Origin of the sequence: Cryptosporangium aurantiacum (genome assembly GCF_900143005.1) — a bacterium.
Lineage (GTDB): Bacteria > Actinomycetota > Actinomycetes > Mycobacteriales > Cryptosporangiaceae > Cryptosporangium > Cryptosporangium aurantiacum.
The window spans coordinates 662,649-679,578 of record NZ_FRCS01000001.1 but is presented as its reverse complement, the minus strand read 5'-3'; the positions used below and the strand labels follow the sequence as shown (position 1 = coordinate 679,578).

18 protein-coding genes are annotated in these 16,930 nt (G+C 72.6%); 8 read left to right on the top strand and 10 right to left on the bottom strand.

What is annotated here, in order from left to right; translation table 11 throughout:
- Positions 1–30: 30 nt before the first annotated feature.
- The 5 genes from BUB75_RS02945 (at position 31) to BUB75_RS02925 (ending at position 5,720) form a co-directional block, all read left to right on the top strand.
- Positions 31–939, top strand: a complete 909-nt coding sequence (locus tag BUB75_RS02945) for an ABC transporter ATP-binding protein (protein WP_073251122.1) — start codon at positions 31–33, stop codon at positions 937–939.
- The gene (locus BUB75_RS02940) at positions 936–1,724 is read left to right on the top strand and encodes a hypothetical protein (protein ID WP_073251121.1); all 789 of its coding nucleotides are present in this window, start codon (positions 936–938) and stop codon (positions 1,722–1,724) included. Before BUB75_RS02945 ends, BUB75_RS02940 begins: the two co-directional genes overlap by 4 nt.
- A gap of 115 nt (positions 1,725–1,839) precedes the next feature.
- Positions 1,840–2,541, top strand: coding sequence for a response regulator transcription factor (locus BUB75_RS02935; protein ID WP_073251119.1), 702 nt, complete (start codon positions 1,840–1,842; stop codon positions 2,539–2,541).
- The gene (locus BUB75_RS02930; protein WP_073252676.1) at positions 2,538–3,596 is read left to right on the top strand and encodes a HAMP domain-containing sensor histidine kinase; all 1,059 of its coding nucleotides are present in this window, start codon (positions 2,538–2,540) and stop codon (positions 3,594–3,596) included. Before BUB75_RS02935 ends, BUB75_RS02930 begins: the two co-directional genes overlap by 4 nt.
- Before the next feature lie 675 nt (positions 3,597–4,271).
- Positions 4,272–5,720, top strand: coding sequence for a DUF4153 domain-containing protein (locus BUB75_RS02925; RefSeq protein WP_218617255.1), 1,449 nt, complete (start codon positions 4,272–4,274; stop codon positions 5,718–5,720).
- Here the strand turns inward: BUB75_RS02925 and BUB75_RS02920 are convergent.
- Complete coding sequence (locus BUB75_RS02920; RefSeq protein ID WP_073251117.1) at positions 5,707–6,555, bottom strand: hypothetical protein; 849 nt, start codon at positions 6,553–6,555, stop codon at positions 5,707–5,709. The two genes, BUB75_RS02925 and BUB75_RS02920, sit on opposite strands and share 14 nt — an antisense overlap.
- Positions 6,556–6,756: 201 nt before the next feature.
- Between BUB75_RS02920 and BUB75_RS02915 the strand changes: the two genes are divergently transcribed.
- Complete coding sequence (locus BUB75_RS02915; protein ID WP_073251115.1) at positions 6,757–7,554, top strand: Fpg/Nei family DNA glycosylase; 798 nt, start codon at positions 6,757–6,759, stop codon at positions 7,552–7,554.
- Here BUB75_RS02915 and pspM read toward each other — a convergent pair.
- From pspM to rimO, 7 genes are all read right to left on the bottom strand, one after another.
- Positions 7,547–8,317 carry a phage shock envelope stress response protein PspM gene (gene pspM / locus BUB75_RS02910; protein ID WP_073251113.1) on the bottom strand — a complete coding sequence of 257 codons (771 nt, stop codon included), beginning with the start codon at positions 8,315–8,317 and terminating at the stop codon, positions 7,547–7,549. The genes BUB75_RS02915 and pspM overlap by 8 nt on opposite strands.
- A 9-nt stretch (positions 8,318–8,326) precedes the next feature.
- Entirely contained in the window at positions 8,327–9,205 is an 879-nt protein-coding gene (locus tag BUB75_RS02905; RefSeq protein WP_073251111.1) for a PspA/IM30 family protein, read from the bottom strand.
- Between the two features lie 183 nt (positions 9,206–9,388).
- Complete coding sequence (locus BUB75_RS02900; RefSeq protein ID WP_073251109.1) at positions 9,389–9,997, bottom strand: TetR family transcriptional regulator; 609 nt, start codon at positions 9,995–9,997, stop codon at positions 9,389–9,391.
- The gene (locus tag BUB75_RS48050; protein ID WP_143174998.1) at positions 9,994–10,440 is read right to left on the bottom strand and encodes a helix-turn-helix domain-containing protein; all 447 of its coding nucleotides are present in this window, start codon (positions 10,438–10,440) and stop codon (positions 9,994–9,996) included. The genes BUB75_RS02900 and BUB75_RS48050 overlap by 4 nt, the downstream gene beginning before the upstream one ends.
- 238 nt (positions 10,441–10,678) lie before the next feature.
- Positions 10,679–11,164 (bottom strand): CinA family protein, encoded by a 486-nt coding sequence (locus BUB75_RS02890; RefSeq protein WP_073251106.1) that lies wholly within the window; start codon positions 11,162–11,164, stop codon positions 10,679–10,681.
- Positions 11,165–11,174: 10 nt separating this feature from the next.
- Positions 11,175–11,810: a CDP-diacylglycerol--glycerol-3-phosphate 3-phosphatidyltransferase gene (gene pgsA / locus BUB75_RS02885; RefSeq protein ID WP_084740155.1), complete on the bottom strand. Its 636-nt coding sequence runs from the start codon at positions 11,808–11,810 to the stop codon at positions 11,175–11,177.
- A complete protein-coding gene (gene rimO, locus BUB75_RS02880; protein ID WP_084740154.1) occupies positions 11,807–13,315 on the bottom strand; it encodes a 30S ribosomal protein S12 methylthiotransferase RimO in 1,509 nt (502 codons plus the stop codon). Before rimO ends, pgsA begins: the two co-directional genes overlap by 4 nt.
- A 228-nt stretch (positions 13,316–13,543) precedes the next feature.
- Here rimO and BUB75_RS02875 point away from each other — a divergent pair, with 228 nt between their 5' ends.
- Positions 13,544–14,596: a helix-turn-helix domain-containing protein gene (locus BUB75_RS02875; RefSeq protein WP_073251104.1), complete on the top strand. Its 1,053-nt coding sequence runs from the start codon at positions 13,544–13,546 to the stop codon at positions 14,594–14,596.
- Here BUB75_RS02875 and BUB75_RS02870 read toward each other — a convergent pair.
- The gene (locus BUB75_RS02870) at positions 14,558–15,319 is read right to left on the bottom strand and encodes an HAD family hydrolase (RefSeq protein WP_084740153.1); all 762 of its coding nucleotides are present in this window, start codon (positions 15,317–15,319) and stop codon (positions 14,558–14,560) included. The two genes, BUB75_RS02875 and BUB75_RS02870, sit on opposite strands and share 39 nt — an antisense overlap.
- Before the next feature lie 183 nt (positions 15,320–15,502).
- Between BUB75_RS02870 and BUB75_RS02865 the strand changes: the two genes are divergently transcribed.
- Complete coding sequence (locus BUB75_RS02865) at positions 15,503–16,039, top strand: peptide deformylase (protein WP_073251100.1); 537 nt, start codon at positions 15,503–15,505, stop codon at positions 16,037–16,039.
- Here BUB75_RS02865 and BUB75_RS02860 read toward each other — a convergent pair.
- Positions 16,033–16,863, bottom strand: a complete 831-nt coding sequence (locus tag BUB75_RS02860) for a nucleoside-diphosphate kinase (RefSeq protein ID WP_073251098.1) — start codon at positions 16,861–16,863, stop codon at positions 16,033–16,035. The two genes, BUB75_RS02865 and BUB75_RS02860, sit on opposite strands and share 7 nt — an antisense overlap.
- Positions 16,864–16,930 lie beyond the last annotated feature (67 nt).

The following is a 16,930-nucleotide window of genomic DNA, read 5'->3' as shown; positions in this document are numbered from 1 at the left end:
GACCAGGGCCGGTCGGCTCGACTGGACGTCATGATCGAACTCGACGCACTCACCAAGAAATTCGGCGGCACGGTCGCGGTGGACGGACTGTCGTTCACCGTGAAACCGGGCCAGGTCACCGGTTTCCTCGGCCCCAACGGCGCCGGGAAGTCCACCACGATGCGGATAATCGTCGGGCTCGACCGCCCGACCAGCGGCTCCGCCACCGTCAACGGCCGCCCGTTCGCCTCGCACCGCGCCCCGCTGCGCGAGGTCGGCGTCCTGCTGGACGCGAGCGCCGTGCACAAGGGCCGGAGCGGCTACGCGCATCTGCTCGCGCTCGCCCGGACGCACGGCCTGCCCGTGAGCCGGGTGGAGGAGGTGCTGGCGATGGTGGGCCTCCAGGACGTCGCTCGCCGCCGCGCCGGCCGGTACTCGCTCGGCATGGCGCAACGGCTGGGCATCGCCGCGGCCCTGCTCGGTGACCCGAGCGTCGTCCTGCTCGACGAACCGATCAACGGGCTCGATCCGGACGGTGTGCTCTGGGTGCGGACGCTGCTGCGCGGGCTGGCGTCCGAGGGCCGGACCGTGCTGGTCTCCAGCCACCTGATGAGCGAGATGGCCGTTACCGCCGACCACCTCCTGATCATCGGCCGCGGCCGGCTGCTCGCCGACACCGGGCTCGACGAGCTGATCGCCCGGGTGGGGGTCGGGAGCGTGCTGGTGCGCGGCCCGGACCCGGGCGCTCTCCACGAAACGCTGGTTCGGCGCGGCGCCACGGTGGTCGCCGAGGACACCGGAACGCTCACGGTCAGCGGGCTGACGTCCGCGGAGATCGGCGAGGTGGCTGCGGGCCGGCGGCTGGTGCTGTCCGAACTCACCCCGCGCCGGGCGTCGCTGGAGGAGGCGTACATGGAGCTGACCAGGGACGCCGTCGAGTACCAGGGGGTTGCACGATGAGCACGGTCGTCACCCAGCGCCGGGTCGTACGCTCCGAGTGGACGAAGCTGTGGTCGTTACGGTCGACGTGGGTCACGCTCGGCACCGCCTCCGTGCTGACCGTGGCGCTGGCCACCGCGTTCGGCTACGCGTACCGGAGCGCGCTCCGATCCGGCGAGGAGACCGCCGGTGCCGCCGAGGCCGTCGACGTGACGTTCCTCGGGCTCGATCTGCTGGCGCTGGTGCTCGGCGTGTTCGGCGTCCTGCAGGCGACCGGCGAGCACGGGTCCGGTCTGATCCGCGCGAGCCTCACCGCGGTGCCGCGGCGGTGGCCGCTGCTCGTCGGCAAGGCCACCGTGCTCGTCGCGGTCCTGGCGCCGCTGGGTCTGCTCGTCTGCCTGGCCTCCTTCGTCGTCGTGCAGGGCATTCTGAGAGACGACGCTGCGGCGCTGACCGACGACGGCGTCGCCAGGGCAGTGCTGGGCGCTGCGGTATATCCGCTCGCCGCAGCGCTGCTGGGACTGGGCATCGGAACGGCGCTGCGCCACACGGCAGGCGCGATCACGGTGTTCGTCGCCGCGTTCCTCGTGATTCCGGCCGTGCTGCCTGCCGCGCTGCCCACGTCGGTCGAGGACGCGACCCTCAAGTACACGCCGGTCGCCGCCGCGCAGAGCCTGTACGCGGTCAGCACCGACCGCGTGCCGATCGAGTTGCTCGCGCCGGCAGCCGGTGCGGTCGTACTCGCCGCCTGGGTGGCCGTGACGCTCGTGGCGGGCGGTGCCGTGCTGGTCCGCCGCGACGCCTGAGGCAGGTTCGTGGCCGGCGCGCCCCCTCGTCGGCCACGACTCCTCACCACGATCTTCACAGGATCTCCAGAAGCCCCGCCGGTAAGCGCCACCGACGACTCCTACAGTCAGCGCCATGAGCGAGCGCCGAGTTCTCGTGGTCGAGGACGAGCAGACGATCGCCGAGTCGATCGCGACCCGGCTGCGGGCCGAGGGATTCTCGGTCGAGCTGGCCGGTGACGGCCCCGCCGCGGTGGCCGCCTTCACCGCCCGCCCGCACGACCTCGTCGTCCTCGACATCATGCTCCCCGGCTACGACGGGCTCGAGGTCTGCCGTCGGCTGCAGGCCGAGCGGGCGGTTCCGGTCCTCATGCTCACTGCTCGGGACGCCGAGACCGACGTGCTGGTCGGGCTTGCCGTCGGCGCCGACGACTACCTGACCAAGCCGTTCAGCATGCGGGAGCTCGTCGCGCGGACCCACGCCCTGCTCCGCCGCGTCGACCGTGCCGCGGAGCTGGCCGCCCTCGACGCGGAACCGGTCGGCGCCGATCGGCTGACCGTCGACGACGTCGAGATCAGCCTCGCCGAACGACGGGTGCGGGTCGACGGTGACGAGGTGCACCTGACACGGACCGAGTTCGACCTGCTGGTCTGCCTGGCCTCCCGGCCACGGGCGGTGCTTCCCCGGGACCGGTTGCTGACCGCTGTCTGGGGGTGGTCGGACGGCAGCGGGAGCCGCACCGTCGACAGCCACATCAAGGCGCTGCGCCGGAAGCTCGGCGGTGACCGCATTCGCACCGTCCACGGGGTCGGTTATGCGTGGGAGACGTCCCGATGAGCCCCTGGCGCCTCTGGGACATCGTTGCCGGACTACTGCGGCGGCTTCCGCAGCCGCTCGGGCGGATCCGGTCGATCAAGCTCAAGCTGGCGATCCTGCTGGTCGGCTCCGGCGGGGCGGGATTCACGGTGTTCGTGCTGAGCATCGGCTGGCTGCCGCCCTGGACGGTGTTCACTGCTCTGACGGTGTCGCTGGTGATGTCGCAGGTGCTCGCCCACGGCACGACCGCGCCGCTCCGGGCGATGACCGCCGCCGCGCGGACGATGAGCCGCGGCGACTACAGCCAGCGGGTTCCGGCCACGTCCCGCGACGAGGTCGGGGAACTCGCCCGGGCGTTCAACCGGATGGCAGCCGATCTGGAGACCGCCGATCGGCAGCGCCGGGAGCTGATCGCGAACGTCTCGCACGAGCTGCGGACGCCGATCACCGCGCTGCAGGCGGTGCTGGAGAACCTGGTGGACGGCCTGGCCGAGCCCGATCCGGCGACGCTCAAGGTCGCGCTCGGGCAGACCGAGCGGCTGTCGCGGCTGGTGACCGAGTTGCTGGACCTCTCCCGTCTGGACGCCGGGGTGGAGCCGCTGCGCCGCAGCCCGGTCAAGCTGGAGCCGTTCCTCACCGCGGCGGCCGAGGCAGCAGCCGTGGGGGTCAGCCAGGCGCACATCGAGGTCGACGTCTTGCCCTCGGACCTCGAGATCAACGCCGACGAGGCGCGGCTGCACCAGGTGGTGGCCAACCTGCTCGATAACGCCGCCCGGCACAGCCCGCCCGGGGGACGTGTGCTGATCCGGGCTCGCGGGTTGCCCTCGCTGGGCGCGCAGCGACCGGGCACCGGGTTGCTGCTCGAGGTGACCGACGAGGGGCCGGGCATCCCGCCGGAGGAGCGCACCCGCGTGTTCGACCGGTTCAGCCGCGGGTCGACGCCGGCCATCGCTCGCGACGGTGGCACCGGGCTGGGGCTGGCGATCGCCCGCTGGGCGGTCGAGTTGCACGACGGCACGATCTCGGTCGCCGACACCGGCCCCGGTTGCCGCATCCAGGTGACGCTGCCCGCCTGATCACGTCCGTACTCCGCCGAGCCACCGCTGGTTGCCCGGCTGCTCCACCCTGCCCGAATTTGACGTCGACCTGACGGAGTGACCGTGACCGATCCCTCACCGTCCACGCCCCCGCCCGATTCGGAGCCGAGCGGGTCGAAACCGGCGGCGTCAACGCCCGCCAAGCCCGATCCGAGCGCGACGGAACCGGCGGCAGCAACGCCTGCCGAGCCTGCGCCGAGCGCACAACAACCGGCTACCGGCGGCCGGGCGGAACCGAAACCCGCCGCGCCGAAGCCGCCCGCAGGAGAACCCGCCGCGCCGAAACCAGCCGCCACGCCAGCGGCGGGCGCCACGCCGGCGGCTGCCTCCACGCCAACGGCTGCCTCCACGCCAGCGGCGGGCGCCACGCCAACGGCTGCCGGCGTGCCCCAAGCGGCCGCGGACGTGCCGGCGGCGGGCGCGCCCGCGGCGGCTGCCACCACCCCGACAGCGGCTTCCGCCGGGCCGACAGCGGCGGCTTCCGCCGGGCCGGCGGTGGCTGTGGGCGGGGCCGGGGCGGGGCGGACGGCGACCGTGGCGCCGCCCGCGCCGGTCCCCGCCGGCATGCGGCCAGGGCCGCCGACGAGCCCGGGCTATCCCCGAAACCCCGGGCAGACAGGGGCGCACGGGCCGTGGGGGCCGCCTCCGGCGCCGGTGCCGCCGCTGTGGTCAGCGCGGGTCTGGCCGCTCACGAAGGACGGCGCCCCGTTCGGCGTCCTCGTCGCAGCAGCAGGCGCGGGGCTTGTCGGTGCCTCCGTCCTGGTAGCGGACGCCCTCGGCGTCGGCATCGGGCTCCTCGTCCTGGCCGTGCTGCTCGCCGCCCTCGCGACCCGCCCGCAGACCGTCCGGCCGCGGCAGATCGGGTTCGCCGTGCTGGCCGTGGCGCTGTTCGGGGTGGCGAGCGTCCGCACCGCCGCCTGGCTCCTCACGCTCTGCGTCCTCGCCGGGCTGCTCGCCACGATCCTCGCGGTCACCGCCGGGCGCTCCTGGACCGGGATCCTGCTCGGCACGCTCTCCCCGCTGGGCGCGTTCAGCCGCACCGCCCGCTGGACCGGCCGGGGCGTCGTCCCGCGCGTCCGCGGCCGCCGCCTGCCGGTCGGGCGCGCCCTCGCGATCACGGCCGCCTCAGTCCTCCTGTTGCTGGTGTTCGGCGGGCTCTTCGCCGGTGCGGACCCGGTCTTCGCGGACCTGGTCGGCGGCCTCGTCCCGGAGATCGACCCGGCGCAGTGGATCGGCCGGTTCGTGCTGTTCGCGGTGGTGGCCGCGCTCGCGCTGATCGGCGCCTGCCTGTCCCACCAGGCACCGGACTTCGACGCGCTAGCCCCCCGGCGCGGCACCGGACGGCCCCGGGCCGAGTGGGCGATCCCGCTGGGCGCGCTGGTAGCCCTCTTCGCCTGCTTCGTCGGCGTCCAACTCGTCGTTCTGGCTGACGGGAACCGTCACGTCGTGCGCACCGCGGGCCTGACGTACGCGGAATATGCCCGACAGGGCTTCTGGCAGTTGCTCGCGGTGACCGCGCTGACGCTGCTGGTCGTCGCGGTCGTCGTGCGGATCGCGCGGCGGGAGACCCGCGGTGACCGGCTCACGCTGCGGGTACTGCTCGGAGCGCTGTGCCTGCTCGCCGTCCTCGTGGTCGCGTCCGCGCTGCGGCGGATGTGGCTGTACGAGGACGCCTACGGCTTCACCCGCCTGCGGTTGCTCGTCCAGGCGACCGAGGTCTGGCTGGGGCTGGTGTTCGTGCTGGTGGGCATCGCCGGGATCCGGCTGCGAGGACGCTGGCTGCCGCGGACCGTGATCGCGACCGGAGTGCTGACGCTGCTCGCGCTCGCCGCGCTGAACCCGGACGCGTTCATCGCCGAACGCAGCGTCGACCGGTATGCCGAGACCGGCCGGATCGACGTCGGATACCTCTCGGGCCTGTCCGCGGACGCCGCACCCGCGCTCGACCGGCTACCCCCGGACCTGCGGTCGTGCGCGCTCGCGACGCTGGAGTACCACGTGGACGCCGACGAGGCGTGGTACACGGCGAACCTCAGCCGCGCGGAGGCCCGCGAGATCTACCGCGACCGTCCGCCGGGCCTCTGCACGCTCAGCAGCCGGTAGGGAACGAGGTGAGCGGGGTCGTGGCGACGAACACGGCCTCGTTGCCCTCGACCGGATCCTGGACCGGGGTGGCCGGCAGCGCGAGCGCGCCCTTCAGGTACTTCGGGCAGTCGGCGTTGAACACGGCCCGTTCCCCCTCGCCCGGCCGCGCGCCCTGGTCCTCGTCCGCGAAGCCCTTGGACGGGAACCACTCGTAGCTCTCCACCGTGTGCAGCACGACGAGGCGGACGCCGGCACCCGTCGATTCCTCGGGTAGCGGCCCGGCGAGCGGATACACCCAGACGACGTCGGCCCGGACGATCAGCTGCTTCAGCGAGCCGGTGGTGACGGCGAGCGACCCGACGCCCCGGATCGGTGCCCCGAGCGTGTAACCAGCGCCGAGGTTCGTGACGTACCCGAGCGTGTCGGTGCCGCTCACGATCGCTTCCTTGACCTGCTCCCGCACGTTCGGAGCGAGCGCCTCGACGTAGCTCGTCGGGTCACCGCCCAGCACCTTCGGGTCGGTGCGGGCCGCGAGCAGGACCTCTTTGGTCTTCGTGAGCACGGTCCCGACTTCCTTCGCCGACCAGACACCGGCCTTGACCGCGGTGGGCACCACGATGCCCTGGTCGGCGGGGAGGTACTTGGCGGCGGGCGTCCCGTCGAACGGGTCGTTCGGGTTCAGCGAGGGGGACGGCGAGACCGGCGACTGCGCCGCGGTCTCCGGATCGACGACGGTGCCGGTCATCGTGCCGTAGAGCGACTTCGCCGCGAGCAACCCGGCGGGCACCAGCAGCACGATGACGACCAGGACGCCGATCAGCTTGCGTCGCGGACGTCGTCGGACCGCGACCACGCGATCCTGGCCGTGACGAGCCTCCGTTACCGCGGAGCGGCGATACCGGTATCCAGGCTGGGTGGGCATTCGAACGTCGCTCTCCGTCTCGTCTCGCTCACAGGTGAAGTACCTCGGCCGCCCCGCCGGTCTCCCATAGTGCCCTGCCCACGTCCGGAATGCGCAGCCGCCCGGCTCATCCCGGGCTGGAAGGATGAGGGCATGCCCGAGGGAGACGTGGTGTGGCGGACCGCCGCCCGGCTGCACCAGGCCCTCGCCGGTCGCCGGATCGTCTCGTCCGATCTCCGCCACCCGCGGCTGGCGCTGGTCGATCTGTCCGGCCGCACCGTCACCGAGGCCCTGGCCCGCGGGAAACACCTGCTGATCCGGCTCTCCGACGGGATCACGCTGCACAGTCACCTGAAGATGGACGGCAACTGGTGGCTGTACCGGCCCGGGGAGCGCTGGCGGTCACCCGGGCACCAGGTCAGGGTGGTGCTCACCACCGAGGAGATCGTGGCCGTCGGCTCCCGGCTGCACGACCTCGCGGTGGTGTCGACCGATGACGAGTCGTCGCTGGTCGGCCACCTGGGGCCCGATTTGCTCGGCCCGGACTGGGATCCGGACGAAGCGGTGCGACGGCTGCGCGCGACGCCGGAGCGCCCGATCGGCCTGGCGCTGCTCGACCAGCGGAACTTGGCCGGGATCGGCAACCTGTACCGCGCGGAGGTGTTGTTCCTCCGGGGTGTCCATCCGACGACCGCGACCGGCGAGGTCGCCGACCTGCCGGCGCTGGTCACGACCGCCCAGCGGTTGCTCTACGCGAACCGCGCCCGCGTGGAGCAGTCCACGACCGGTTCGCTGGTCCGCGGCCAGGAGCGTTACGTCTACGGGCGGCGCGGGCGGCCCTGCCTCCGCTGTGGCAGCCGTGTCACCGCCGCGCCGCTCGGCTCCGGCGCCGAAGGCACCGACGCCCAACGAACAGTCTTCTGGTGCCCGAAATGTCAACCGGTCAGTTGACGTCGTACTGGCGCGTAGTCTCATGAACGGTGTTGAGGCCGTAGGACATGCCGGCGAGGCGATCGGCGGCCTCGGTGAGCCGCACCGACACGCTGTCCTCGCCGCCTCGCGACACTGCCGCGACGCACTCGGCCGCCGCCGTCGTGAGCGCCTCGTAGGCGTCTACACCCTCGACGAACCGGGCCACGAGGTCGTCGCGCGCCGCGAGCAGAGCCGGACGCGCCTCCGGAGCCGCGGACGCGAGCGTGCGCTCCACCAGCGCGAGCCGGTTGCCGAGATCGCGCAACGCGACGTGGGCTGACTCCGCCTCGGCCGGTAGCTGCCCGCGGTAGGGCCCCAACCGGTCGAGCATCTGCGGCAGCACCCGCGCGGCGTTGTTGAGCCGCTGCGCGGCCTCGGCCCCCGGCGAACCAGCCGGAAGCACCACCCGGTGCGGATGGTCGATCAGTGCACCGAACCGGGGCCCGAGCAGCGGCGCCAGCCGCTGCCCGATCGTCAAGGCTCGCCGCACTTCCGGCTCGGGCACCGGCGCCGCGGCTAGCTCCCGGTGGTCGCGCCGCCGCAGCAGGGCCATCGCGGTGGCGCCGCCCGCGGCGCCCGCCCACAGGATGTCGGGCAGCCCCAGCCCCGCGTACGGCACCGCGACCAGGGCCGACCCGCCCACGGTCGCGGCCCACACGCCCCAGGCCCGCGCGCGGTTCCGTGCCTTCCGCAGATCGCGGAGGTGCCGTGCGCGTGCGTCGGGGCCATTGAAGGAGAACACGTGGCCTCCTTATGCCGGCGGCCGGCCCGAGGCTGCGTCGGCGTCACGCAGTTCCTTCAGACGCTGCTCGGCGAGGGGGAGCGAACCGTTCGTAGCCGCGGCAGGCGGGGCGGACGCGGCCTGGCCTGCCTGCACGGCGGGCTTCGGCTGGCCCTGACCGAGCTGGCCACCGGACATGCTCGCGCGGATCTGGTCGAGGCGGTTGGCGCCGGCCATGTCGAGCGCCGACTTCTGCACCTCGAGCATCCGCCCTTCGACCGAGCTCTGGGCGAGCTCCGACCGGCCCATCGCGGTCGCGTAGCGGCTCTCGATCTTCTCCCGGACCTCGTCCAGGCTCGGGACGTTTCCGGACGCGGTGAGCTGCGACATGCCCTGGAGCGAGTCGGCGACCCGCTCCTGCATCTTGGCCTGCTCCAGTTGGTTGAGGAGCTGGGCCCGCTCGGCGAGCCGCTGCTGCAGGAGCATCGCGTTGCTGTCGACGGCCTGCTTCGCCTGCTGCGCGGCGGACAGCGCCTGGTCGTGCAGCGTCTTGAGGTCCTCCAGGGATTGCTCGGCGGCGACCAGCTGGGTCGCGAACGCCTGCGCAGTGCTCTCGTACTGCGTCGCCTGCTGCTCGTTGCCCTCGGCGCGTGCCTTGTCGGCCAGGACGAGCGCCTGGCGCGCCGAACTCTGCAGCTTCTCGACTTGCGTCATCTGCCGGGACAGCTTCAGTTCGAGCTGACGCTGGTTGCCGATGACGTTGGCGGCCTGCTCGACGAGCGCTCGGTGCTGGTTCTTCGCGTCGTCGATGGCCTGCTCGATCTGCACCTTCGGGTCGGCGTGTGCGTCGACCGTGGCGCCCAACGACGCCATGAAGTACTTCCAGGCCTTGATGATCGGGTTGGCCATCGGTGTCCTCAACTCCCTGTGGCGCGTGCGACCAGGCCGGGGCCGGCCGCGGCTGAGCCGGCCGGTGACCAGTCGTGCTCGACCCTGGACGTGCGGTGCGTTTCCCCTATCGTCTCAGGCCTGCGCACCATCGTCACCTTCTCGACGGCAGGCTCAGGGTCAACCTCAGGGTAGGCGTCAGGGTCAGACCGTAGCCAGAGCCCTGAGCGGAAGAACCGCGGCGAGCAGTCGAGCGCCCGCTTCGGCCTCGTCGGCGTCCGGCGCGGCGACGTGGCTGGTCAACCAACGGACGACGAGCTCAGCGCCGCGCGGGTCACGGCCGCTGGCAGCCAGTACGTCGGCGGCGGCCGACCGTGCCGCACGCCACCCCGCGGCCTCGGGGTCCGCGCCGACCAGCGCCGCCAGCGCGGCCGGGTCGTCGTCGGCAACCCGACGCAGCGCGGGGTGAGTGTCGATCCGGAGCGCGGCGACCGCCAGCGCGTCCTCCAGTTCGAGCCCGCGGCACTCGTCGGCGATCAGAACGATCTCCGCCTCGACGAGCGCGGCAAAAACCTCGTCCTTGTTACGGAAGTGGTTGTAGAGCGTGCCTTTGGCGATGCCCGCCGCCTGCGCGATGTCGGTCATCGACGTGCGGCGGGTGCCCCGCTCTGCGACCAGGCGCACCGCAGCGTCCAGCAGGGACGCTCGCGTGCGCGCCATCGCGTTGCCCGCGCGCACGCGGGTGCCGCGCAGCGGGGGACGCTCGGCCAGGCTCCAATCGAGCGGAAGCTCGCCCGGGCCCCGGCCGGTCACGCGGCCGCGACCACCCGGTGGCGACCGCGCGCGTCCAGGTGGCTGTCCAGGTGGTGATCGAGATGGACCTCGAGCCGGCTGGGCCCGTTGCCCCCGACCCCGGCACCGACGACCTCGAGCTCGGCGCCGTCGCCCCCGAGGGCGGACCCGCTGAGCGCGGCGACCGGCTCGACCGCGTTGAGGACGCTCGCGCTGGCGGCGGGCGTGGTCTCGGCGACCTCGAGCGTGTCGCTGACGTCGCGCAATACCTCGGAGAGCGGGACGCCGAGCGCCTCGCAGATCGAGGAGAGCAGCTCGGAGGAAGCCTCCTTCTGCCCACGCTCCACCTCGGAGAGGTACCCGAGGCTCACCTTCGCGGCCGTGGACACCTCACGAAGAGTGCGTTGCTGGGCGAGCCGCTGCGCCCGCAGCGTGTCGCCGAGGATCCGGCGCAGCAGGACCATCAGGCACCCCTCTCGCGCAGCTGCCAGGGATCAGGCATGGGCTCACCGTACTCCGGGCAGCCAGCCCGAGGCACGGTGACGGGCCGTCGGGGCGCCCGCGTTTGCCGAGGGCGTAACCGCTCGCCGTTTACCCGGGAGTCAGGTACCGGTCGGATTTCGTCTGCATCGGTCATCAACGACACAAACGTCCCGGACGCCGCCGGGCTTCCCGCCGCAGGCGGCGTTTACGGCGCGGCGTTCACCGCTCGGCGGTGAGGCGTTCGGCGAGCAGCGACAGCACGGCGTCCACGGTCGCCGCGCGGATCGCGGGCCGATCGCCGGTCAGGTGCAGCTCCCGGACCGCCGGCGCACCGCCCGGCCCGGCGACGCCGATGAAGACGGTCCCGGCCGGCTTGCCGTCCTGCGGGTCGGGGCCGGCGACGCCGGTCGTTCCCAGCCCCCAGTCGGCGCCGCACCGCTGCCGCGCGCCCTCGGCGAGCGCGGCGGCCACCTCGCCCGCGACCGGTCCGAGCCGATCGAGGAGCGCGCTCTCGACGCCGACCAGCGTCGCCTTGAGGTCGGTCGCGTAGGCCACCAGGCCCCCGCGGAACACCGCGGACGCCCCCGGCACGTCGACGAGGCGAGCGGCGAGCATCCCGCCGGTCAGCGACTCGGCGGTCGCGAGCGTGGCTCCGCGTGCCCGCAACGCCGCCAGCACACCCGCGGCGGTCGGCTCAGGGATCATCGCTCGGGAATCACCGCTCGCGGCCCGTCCGGCGCAGCGACAGCGCGCGGACGAGGTAGTCGCCACCGGTGACCACGGTGGCCAGTACCGCCGCTCCCATCACGACGGTGCCGACGTGATCCACCGGGTCGGGGATCGGGCACAGGTACCAGATGATCGCCGCGATCTGCAGCAGCGTCTTGAGCTTCCCGCCGCGGCTGGCCGCGATCACGCCGTGCCGGATCACCCAGAACCGCAACGCGGTGACGCCCAGCTCGCGGACGAGGATCACCACCGTGACCCACCACGGCAGCAGCGCGTAGGCCGAGAGCCCGATCAGCGCGGCGCCGGTGAGGGCCTTGTCGGCGATCGGGTCGGCGACCGCGCCGAACGGCGTCACGAGGTCGTGGGCGCGGGCGATCCGCCCGTCCCAGTAGTCGGTGATCGACGCGATCGCGAACAGCACGGCGGAGGCCAGCAGCCAGCCGGAGTGCGTCCCGTCGGACACCACGAGCGCGGCGACGAACACCGGGACGAGCACGATCCGGAGGACGGTGAGCACGTTGGCCGCGTTCAGCAGCGGGGCGGGCCGCTTCGGAACGGCACCGGACGCCTCGCCGCTGTCAGGAGGCACTGGCGAATCGGCGCCGGTCGCCACGCCGCTCATCCGCCAGAGCCTGCGGGCGCCGGTACGCGGTTCGGGCCCCGGTCCAGCACTGCGGGGTCGACGCCCACCCGGTCCACGACGCCCAGCACCTCGGCGTCCAGATCAACGCCGAGGCTGCCGGTCACCCGGGCACGCACCAGGTCGCCCACCGCGAGTCGGCCGAGCACGGGGCAGTCACCGCGGAGCGTCACCGAACCATCGACCTCGGGGGCCTGGTGCTCGGCGCGCCCCTCGGCGGAATCCGAGTCGACCGACTCCACCAGCACCTCGACGACCTGGCCGTGCCGCTCCTCCGCGCGCTGCGCGGTGAGCTCCTCGGCGAGCCGGGAGATCCGGTCGTACCGCCGGTCGATCGTGTCCCGGCGGATCTTGCCGGGCAGCGTCGCCGCCTCGGTGCCGTCCTCGTCGGAGTAGCCGAAGACGCCGACGGCGTCCAGCCGGGCTTCGGTGAGGAACCGGGCCAGCTCGGCGACGTCGGCCTTCGTCTCGCCGGGGAAACCGACGATGAAGTTCGACCGGACGCCTGCCTCCGGCGCCAGCTCACGGGCCGCGGCCAGCAGCTCCAGGAAGCGCTCGGTCGACCCGAAGCGACGCATCCGGCGCAGCACCGGTTCGCTGGAGTGCTGGAACGACAGGTCGAAGTACGGCACCACGCCGGGGGTCGTCGCGATGACCTTGATCAGCGACGGACGGGTTTCGGCCGGCTGCAGGTAGGAGACGCGGACCCGGACGATGCCGGGCACCGCGGCGAGCTCGGGCAGCAGCGTCTCCAGCAGCCGGGGGTCGCCGAGGTCCTTGCCGTACGAGGAGGAGTTCTCGCTGACCAGGACCACCTCGCGGACGCCCTGCGAGGCGAGCCAGCGGGCCTCCTCGAGGATCTCGGTCGGGCGCCGGGAGACGAACGCGCCGCGGAACGAGGGGATCGCGCAGAACGCGCACCGCCGGTCGCAGCCGCTGGCGAGCTTGAGCGGGGCGACCGGGCCGCCCTCGAGCCGCCGTCGCAGGACCCTCGGGCCCGAGGCAGGCGAGACGCCTTCCGGGAGGTCCGCGTGCCCGGGGATCGCCACCGCGTGCGAGGACCGCTCCACCGGCGTGATCGGCAGCAGCGTGCGCCGGTCGACCGGGGTGTGCGCGGAGAGTTCCTCGCCGGCCAGCACCCGATTCAGCCGATCGGAGATCTGCGCGTAGTCGTCGAAACCGAGTACGGCGTCGGCCTCGGGCAGCGCGGTCGCCAGCTCGGCGCCGTACCGCTCGGCCATGCAGCCGGCGGCCACCACCTTCGCGCCGCTGTCGGACGCCGTGAGCAGGGTGTCGACCGAGTCCTTCTTGGCCTGCTCGACGAACCCGCAGGTGTTGACGAGGACCACGTCGGCGTCGTCCGCTGCGTCGACCAGTTCCCAGCCGTCACCGGCGAGCCGACCGGCGAGCTCTTCGGAGTCGACCTCGTTGCGCGCGCAGCCCAGCGTGACGAGGGCGACGCGTCGGTCGCCGGCATTCCGAGGCATGCGGCGAGCCTACCGGCCCCGGCGGGGTTCTCCCGCCGGACGGGGAGCCGGGACAAGCGCTCGGGCGGGCGCTGAGCGGACTCGATAGGTACGAAGGTGACAGATGCCACACCCGAAATCGGCCCTCAATCGTCCGATACCGGGCGACGTCCGCATAGACAACGCCACCTGACTCTCACACGGCTTACAGTGTGTGGAGTATGTCCACGCACTCAGTGAGGTGCGCACATGGACCATGACGTCACGACGACCCCGGTGACGCAGGTGACAGCGACGATGGACGCGTTTCGCACGGAGTTGACGAGACGCCGTGTCGAGGCGGGCTTATCGAAGAAGGCCCTGGCGCGCCGGATGTCGTTCGACCCGTCCTACGTCAGCCACATCGAGAGCGGACGCCACCGTCCGACCGAGGACTTCGCGCGCCGCGCGGACGACGTCCTCGGCTCCGGTGGCCGGCTCTGGCTGCTCTGGCGCGAGTACGACCGCTCGCGGCAGGAGTCTGTCGCCGGTACGGCCGTGCCGGTCGCCGCCAACGCCGACCCGCACTCCGACCTCGTGGTCGAGCGCGAAGAGGCCGCGATGCGGTTCGACGGGCGCAACTACGTGATGACGATCCGGCGCCACCTGCACAACGTCGGCACGAAGCCGGTGACGCTGTACTGGATCAAGATCGCCAGCGCCGACGATTCCCAGCAGCCGCTGACCTGGGACATGATCGATCTGAAGGCCAACTGCAACGGCGAGCCGATGGACTGGCGGGTCGCCGCCGACCAGCCGTACGCCAAGCAGGTCTGGCTGCAGTTCCGGAACGGCGACTACGAGTTCCCGCTCTACCCGGGCGACCGGGCCTGGATCGAGTACTCGTACACGGTCGCCGAGGGCACCTGGGGCCACTGGTTCCAGCGGGCGATCCGGCTGCCCACCCGCTACCTGTCGGTCCGGTTGCGGTTCCCGACGCACCTCGAGCCCCGGGTCTGGGGCACCGAGACGTCGATGACCGCGGACGGCGCACCGCTGGCCGCGACGCCGCGGATCACCCACTCACCCGACGGAGAGTCGGAGTGGTTCTGGGAGGTTCCGCACCCACAGCTCAACGCGCGCTACCGCCTGCACTGGCAGTTCCAGAACGGGCCGGGGGCCGGCGAGCGGGCGGCCGGCCGCGCGGCCGAGCGGCCCGAGCAGTCGAGCCGGCCGGAGCGTTCCGATCGGCTCGACCACCCTGGCAGAGCCAGCGCCCGTCGCTCAGCCCTGAACCGCCGACGGCCGGCCGTGCTGCAGTGAGCGCAGGAGGTCGAGGTCGACCGCCGCGATCCCGCCGACCGTGAGGCAGGCGGTGGTCACCGGCGCCACCACGACCACCCGGCAGCCGGCCGCGAGCGCGCTGGCCACCCCGATCGCGGAGTCCTCGACCACCGCGCACTCCCCCGGCTCGACGCCCAGGGCGTCCGCGGCGCGCAGGTACGGCTCGGGGCTCGGTTTCGGCGCGACCACGTCGTCGCCGGACACGATGACGTCGAACCAGGACCGGTCGGTCTCGACCAGCGCCGCCTCCACGTGCGTCCGGCCGGACGACGTCACGAGGCCGGTGTGCAGCCCGGCGGTCCGTACCGCCCGGACCAGCTCCCTGGCGCCGTCGAACCACAGCGGTGGCGCCTCGTCGAGCAGCATGCGCGCCCGGTCGAGCACCCAGCTCAGATTGCGGTCGAGATGCTCGTCGGAGAGGCCCAGCAACTCGTGCGCGAGCAGGAGCGCCTCGGAGACGGCCAATCCGACGCTGCGGACGAAGAAGTCGGGTGGAAGTTCGCCGCCGTGAGCGGCTGCCATTTCGGTCATGGCCTGGTCCCACACACCGTCGCTCGCGACCAGCGTGCCGTCCATATCGAACAGCACTGCTCGTAACGCGACGTCGTCCTGTGGGCTTTCCTCACTTCCCGGCAAGTGCGACACACCCCAGAGTGATTTGCTCGCCGATCGGAGGCAATCGCTCCGGGTGCTCAGCGGCATGAGAATGCGTGAGAATCCGCCTCTCGCGTCCGGAACGACCCCCCGGGCGGCGGTGGGGCGGCAGCGAGACCCGACATCGGGGCGCTAATCTGCCTTTCCGTGACCTCACCCGCCTCCCGCGTCACAGTGAATTCTTTTCGACCGGCTCCGGTCCTCCCCCACCTCTCGGCATCCAGTGGGGACATGCGGAGGCTGGGGATCGCCCAGCTCGACGACGACCCGCTGCTCCGGGAGCCGACCGTCGAGTTCAACCTGCCCGCCGAGGTGGCGGTGGCCCGCCGGATCGTGGCCGAGCTGCGGGCTCGGGCCGCTGACGTCCGGGCCGTTCACGCCTTCCGCAAGGGGATGGGACTGGCCGCGCCACAGATCGGCTTCGGCCGCCGGGTGGCGATCGTGCACACGCCCGACGTCCGCGGCCCGATCGTCCTGCTCAACCCGCGGGTGGTGCACCGATCGGCGGCCGACGAGGTGCGGTTCGAGGGGTGCTTGAGCTTCTTCGACGTGCGTGGCAAGGTCCGGCGTCCGGTGCACCTCGTGGTCGAATCACAGGCTCTGGACGGGACGCCGCGCACCACCCGCTTCGAGGGCAGCCTCGCCCGGCTGGTCGCGCACGAGATCGATCACCTGGACGGCGTCCTGTACTGCGACCGGATGGCGGCGACCGACGTGCTCATGCCGGTCGAGCACTACCGCGCCACCGAGGCGGCCGGAAACTACTGAGGCACGGCGACGCCGGTCGCCGACGCGTCCGGCACCAGCGGGACGACGCCCGGCAGCGTCGGAACCAGCAGGTACGTGCCCAGCACCACCCGGTCCCAGCGGGACAGCGCCACCCCGGCCCGGTCGGCGAGGGTGATGAGTTCGCGCCAGTCGCTCGGCCGCCCGTCCAGCAACCCGGTGAGCCGGCGGTGGAGCAGCGCGCGCTCTCCGGTGCCGTCCACGCGGCCGGCCAGGCGGGCGACGGTTCCGGCCAGCGACAGGTCGAGCGGCTCGTGCTCGGCCTCCATCCGGCGAGCCAGGTCGAGGGCGCCGTCGACCGCGTCCACCCCGTCGACGAGCGCGCGGTAGACGGCGGTGCGTTCCGAGGCGGTGCAGCAGATCCCGACCTCCCGGACGAGATCCACCGGCTCGTCCGCGCTGTGCACGAGGTTCAGCTGCTGGTTGAGCGTCCCCAGGGTGTGCCGGAGCTGACCGGGCCGGCAGCGTGCCGGGTCGGAGGACCCCTTGTCCCCGGTGAGGATCGTGGACGCCCACTCGTCGTCGTGCGGCGCCCGGAGCAGGAGCACCAGCGAGTCGGTCGCGGACATGTAGAGGTCGGCCATCTCCCGGCGATCACGGGACGCGGTGTTCCACTGGTACTGCCAGAACGCACGGACCGCCCAGCGGTGAACGCGGAACCGCCGAGCGTGCACGACCCGCCATCCACGCGCCGTCAGCCATTCCAGCGCGGGCACCAGCCTCCTCCGCACCACCGCGTCGGGCTTGAGCAGGAGAAACGCGTGGCGTGCCGCGATTCCGACCGCATCCGAACCGCCGATACGCAATAAATCCTCCCACGAGTCCCGGTAATAGGTGTCGACGGAATAGAGTCGCCGTTTACCGGTTGACCGA

Excerpts from the sequence above, each read along its gene's own strand:
- BUB75_RS02945 (WP_073251122.1), top strand. The coding sequence starts at position 31 with ATGATCGAACTCGACGCACTCACCAAGAAATTCGGCGGCACGGTCGCG.
- BUB75_RS02865 (WP_073251100.1), top strand. The coding sequence starts at position 15,503 with ATGCGGAGGCTGGGGATCGCCCAGCTCGACGACGACCCGCTGCTCCGG.
- BUB75_RS02940 (WP_073251121.1), top strand. The coding sequence starts at position 936 with ATGAGCACGGTCGTCACCCAGCGCCGGGTCGTACGCTCCGAGTGGACG.
- BUB75_RS48050 (WP_143174998.1), bottom strand. The coding sequence starts at position 10,440 with ATGGTCCTGCTGCGCCGGATCCTCGGCGACACGCTGCGGGCGCAGCGG.
- BUB75_RS02870 (WP_084740153.1), bottom strand. The coding sequence starts at position 15,319 with ATGCCGCTGAGCACCCGGAGCGATTGCCTCCGATCGGCGAGCAAATCA.
- BUB75_RS02930 (WP_073252676.1), top strand. The coding sequence starts at position 2,538 with ATGAGCCCCTGGCGCCTCTGGGACATCGTTGCCGGACTACTGCGGCGG.
- BUB75_RS02905 (WP_073251111.1), bottom strand. The coding sequence starts at position 9,205 with ATGGCCAACCCGATCATCAAGGCCTGGAAGTACTTCATGGCGTCGTTG.
- BUB75_RS02875 (WP_073251104.1), top strand. The coding sequence starts at position 13,544 with ATGGACCATGACGTCACGACGACCCCGGTGACGCAGGTGACAGCGACG.
- pgsA (WP_084740155.1), bottom strand. The coding sequence starts at position 11,810 with ATGAGCGGCGTGGCGACCGGCGCCGATTCGCCAGTGCCTCCTGACAGC.
- rimO (WP_084740154.1), bottom strand. The coding sequence starts at position 13,315 with ATGCCTCGGAATGCCGGCGACCGACGCGTCGCCCTCGTCACGCTGGGC.
- BUB75_RS02915 (WP_073251115.1), top strand. The coding sequence starts at position 6,757 with ATGCCCGAGGGAGACGTGGTGTGGCGGACCGCCGCCCGGCTGCACCAG.
- BUB75_RS02890 (WP_073251106.1), bottom strand. The coding sequence starts at position 11,164 with ATGATCCCTGAGCCGACCGCCGCGGGTGTGCTGGCGGCGTTGCGGGCA.
- BUB75_RS02935 (WP_073251119.1), top strand. The coding sequence starts at position 1,840 with ATGAGCGAGCGCCGAGTTCTCGTGGTCGAGGACGAGCAGACGATCGCC.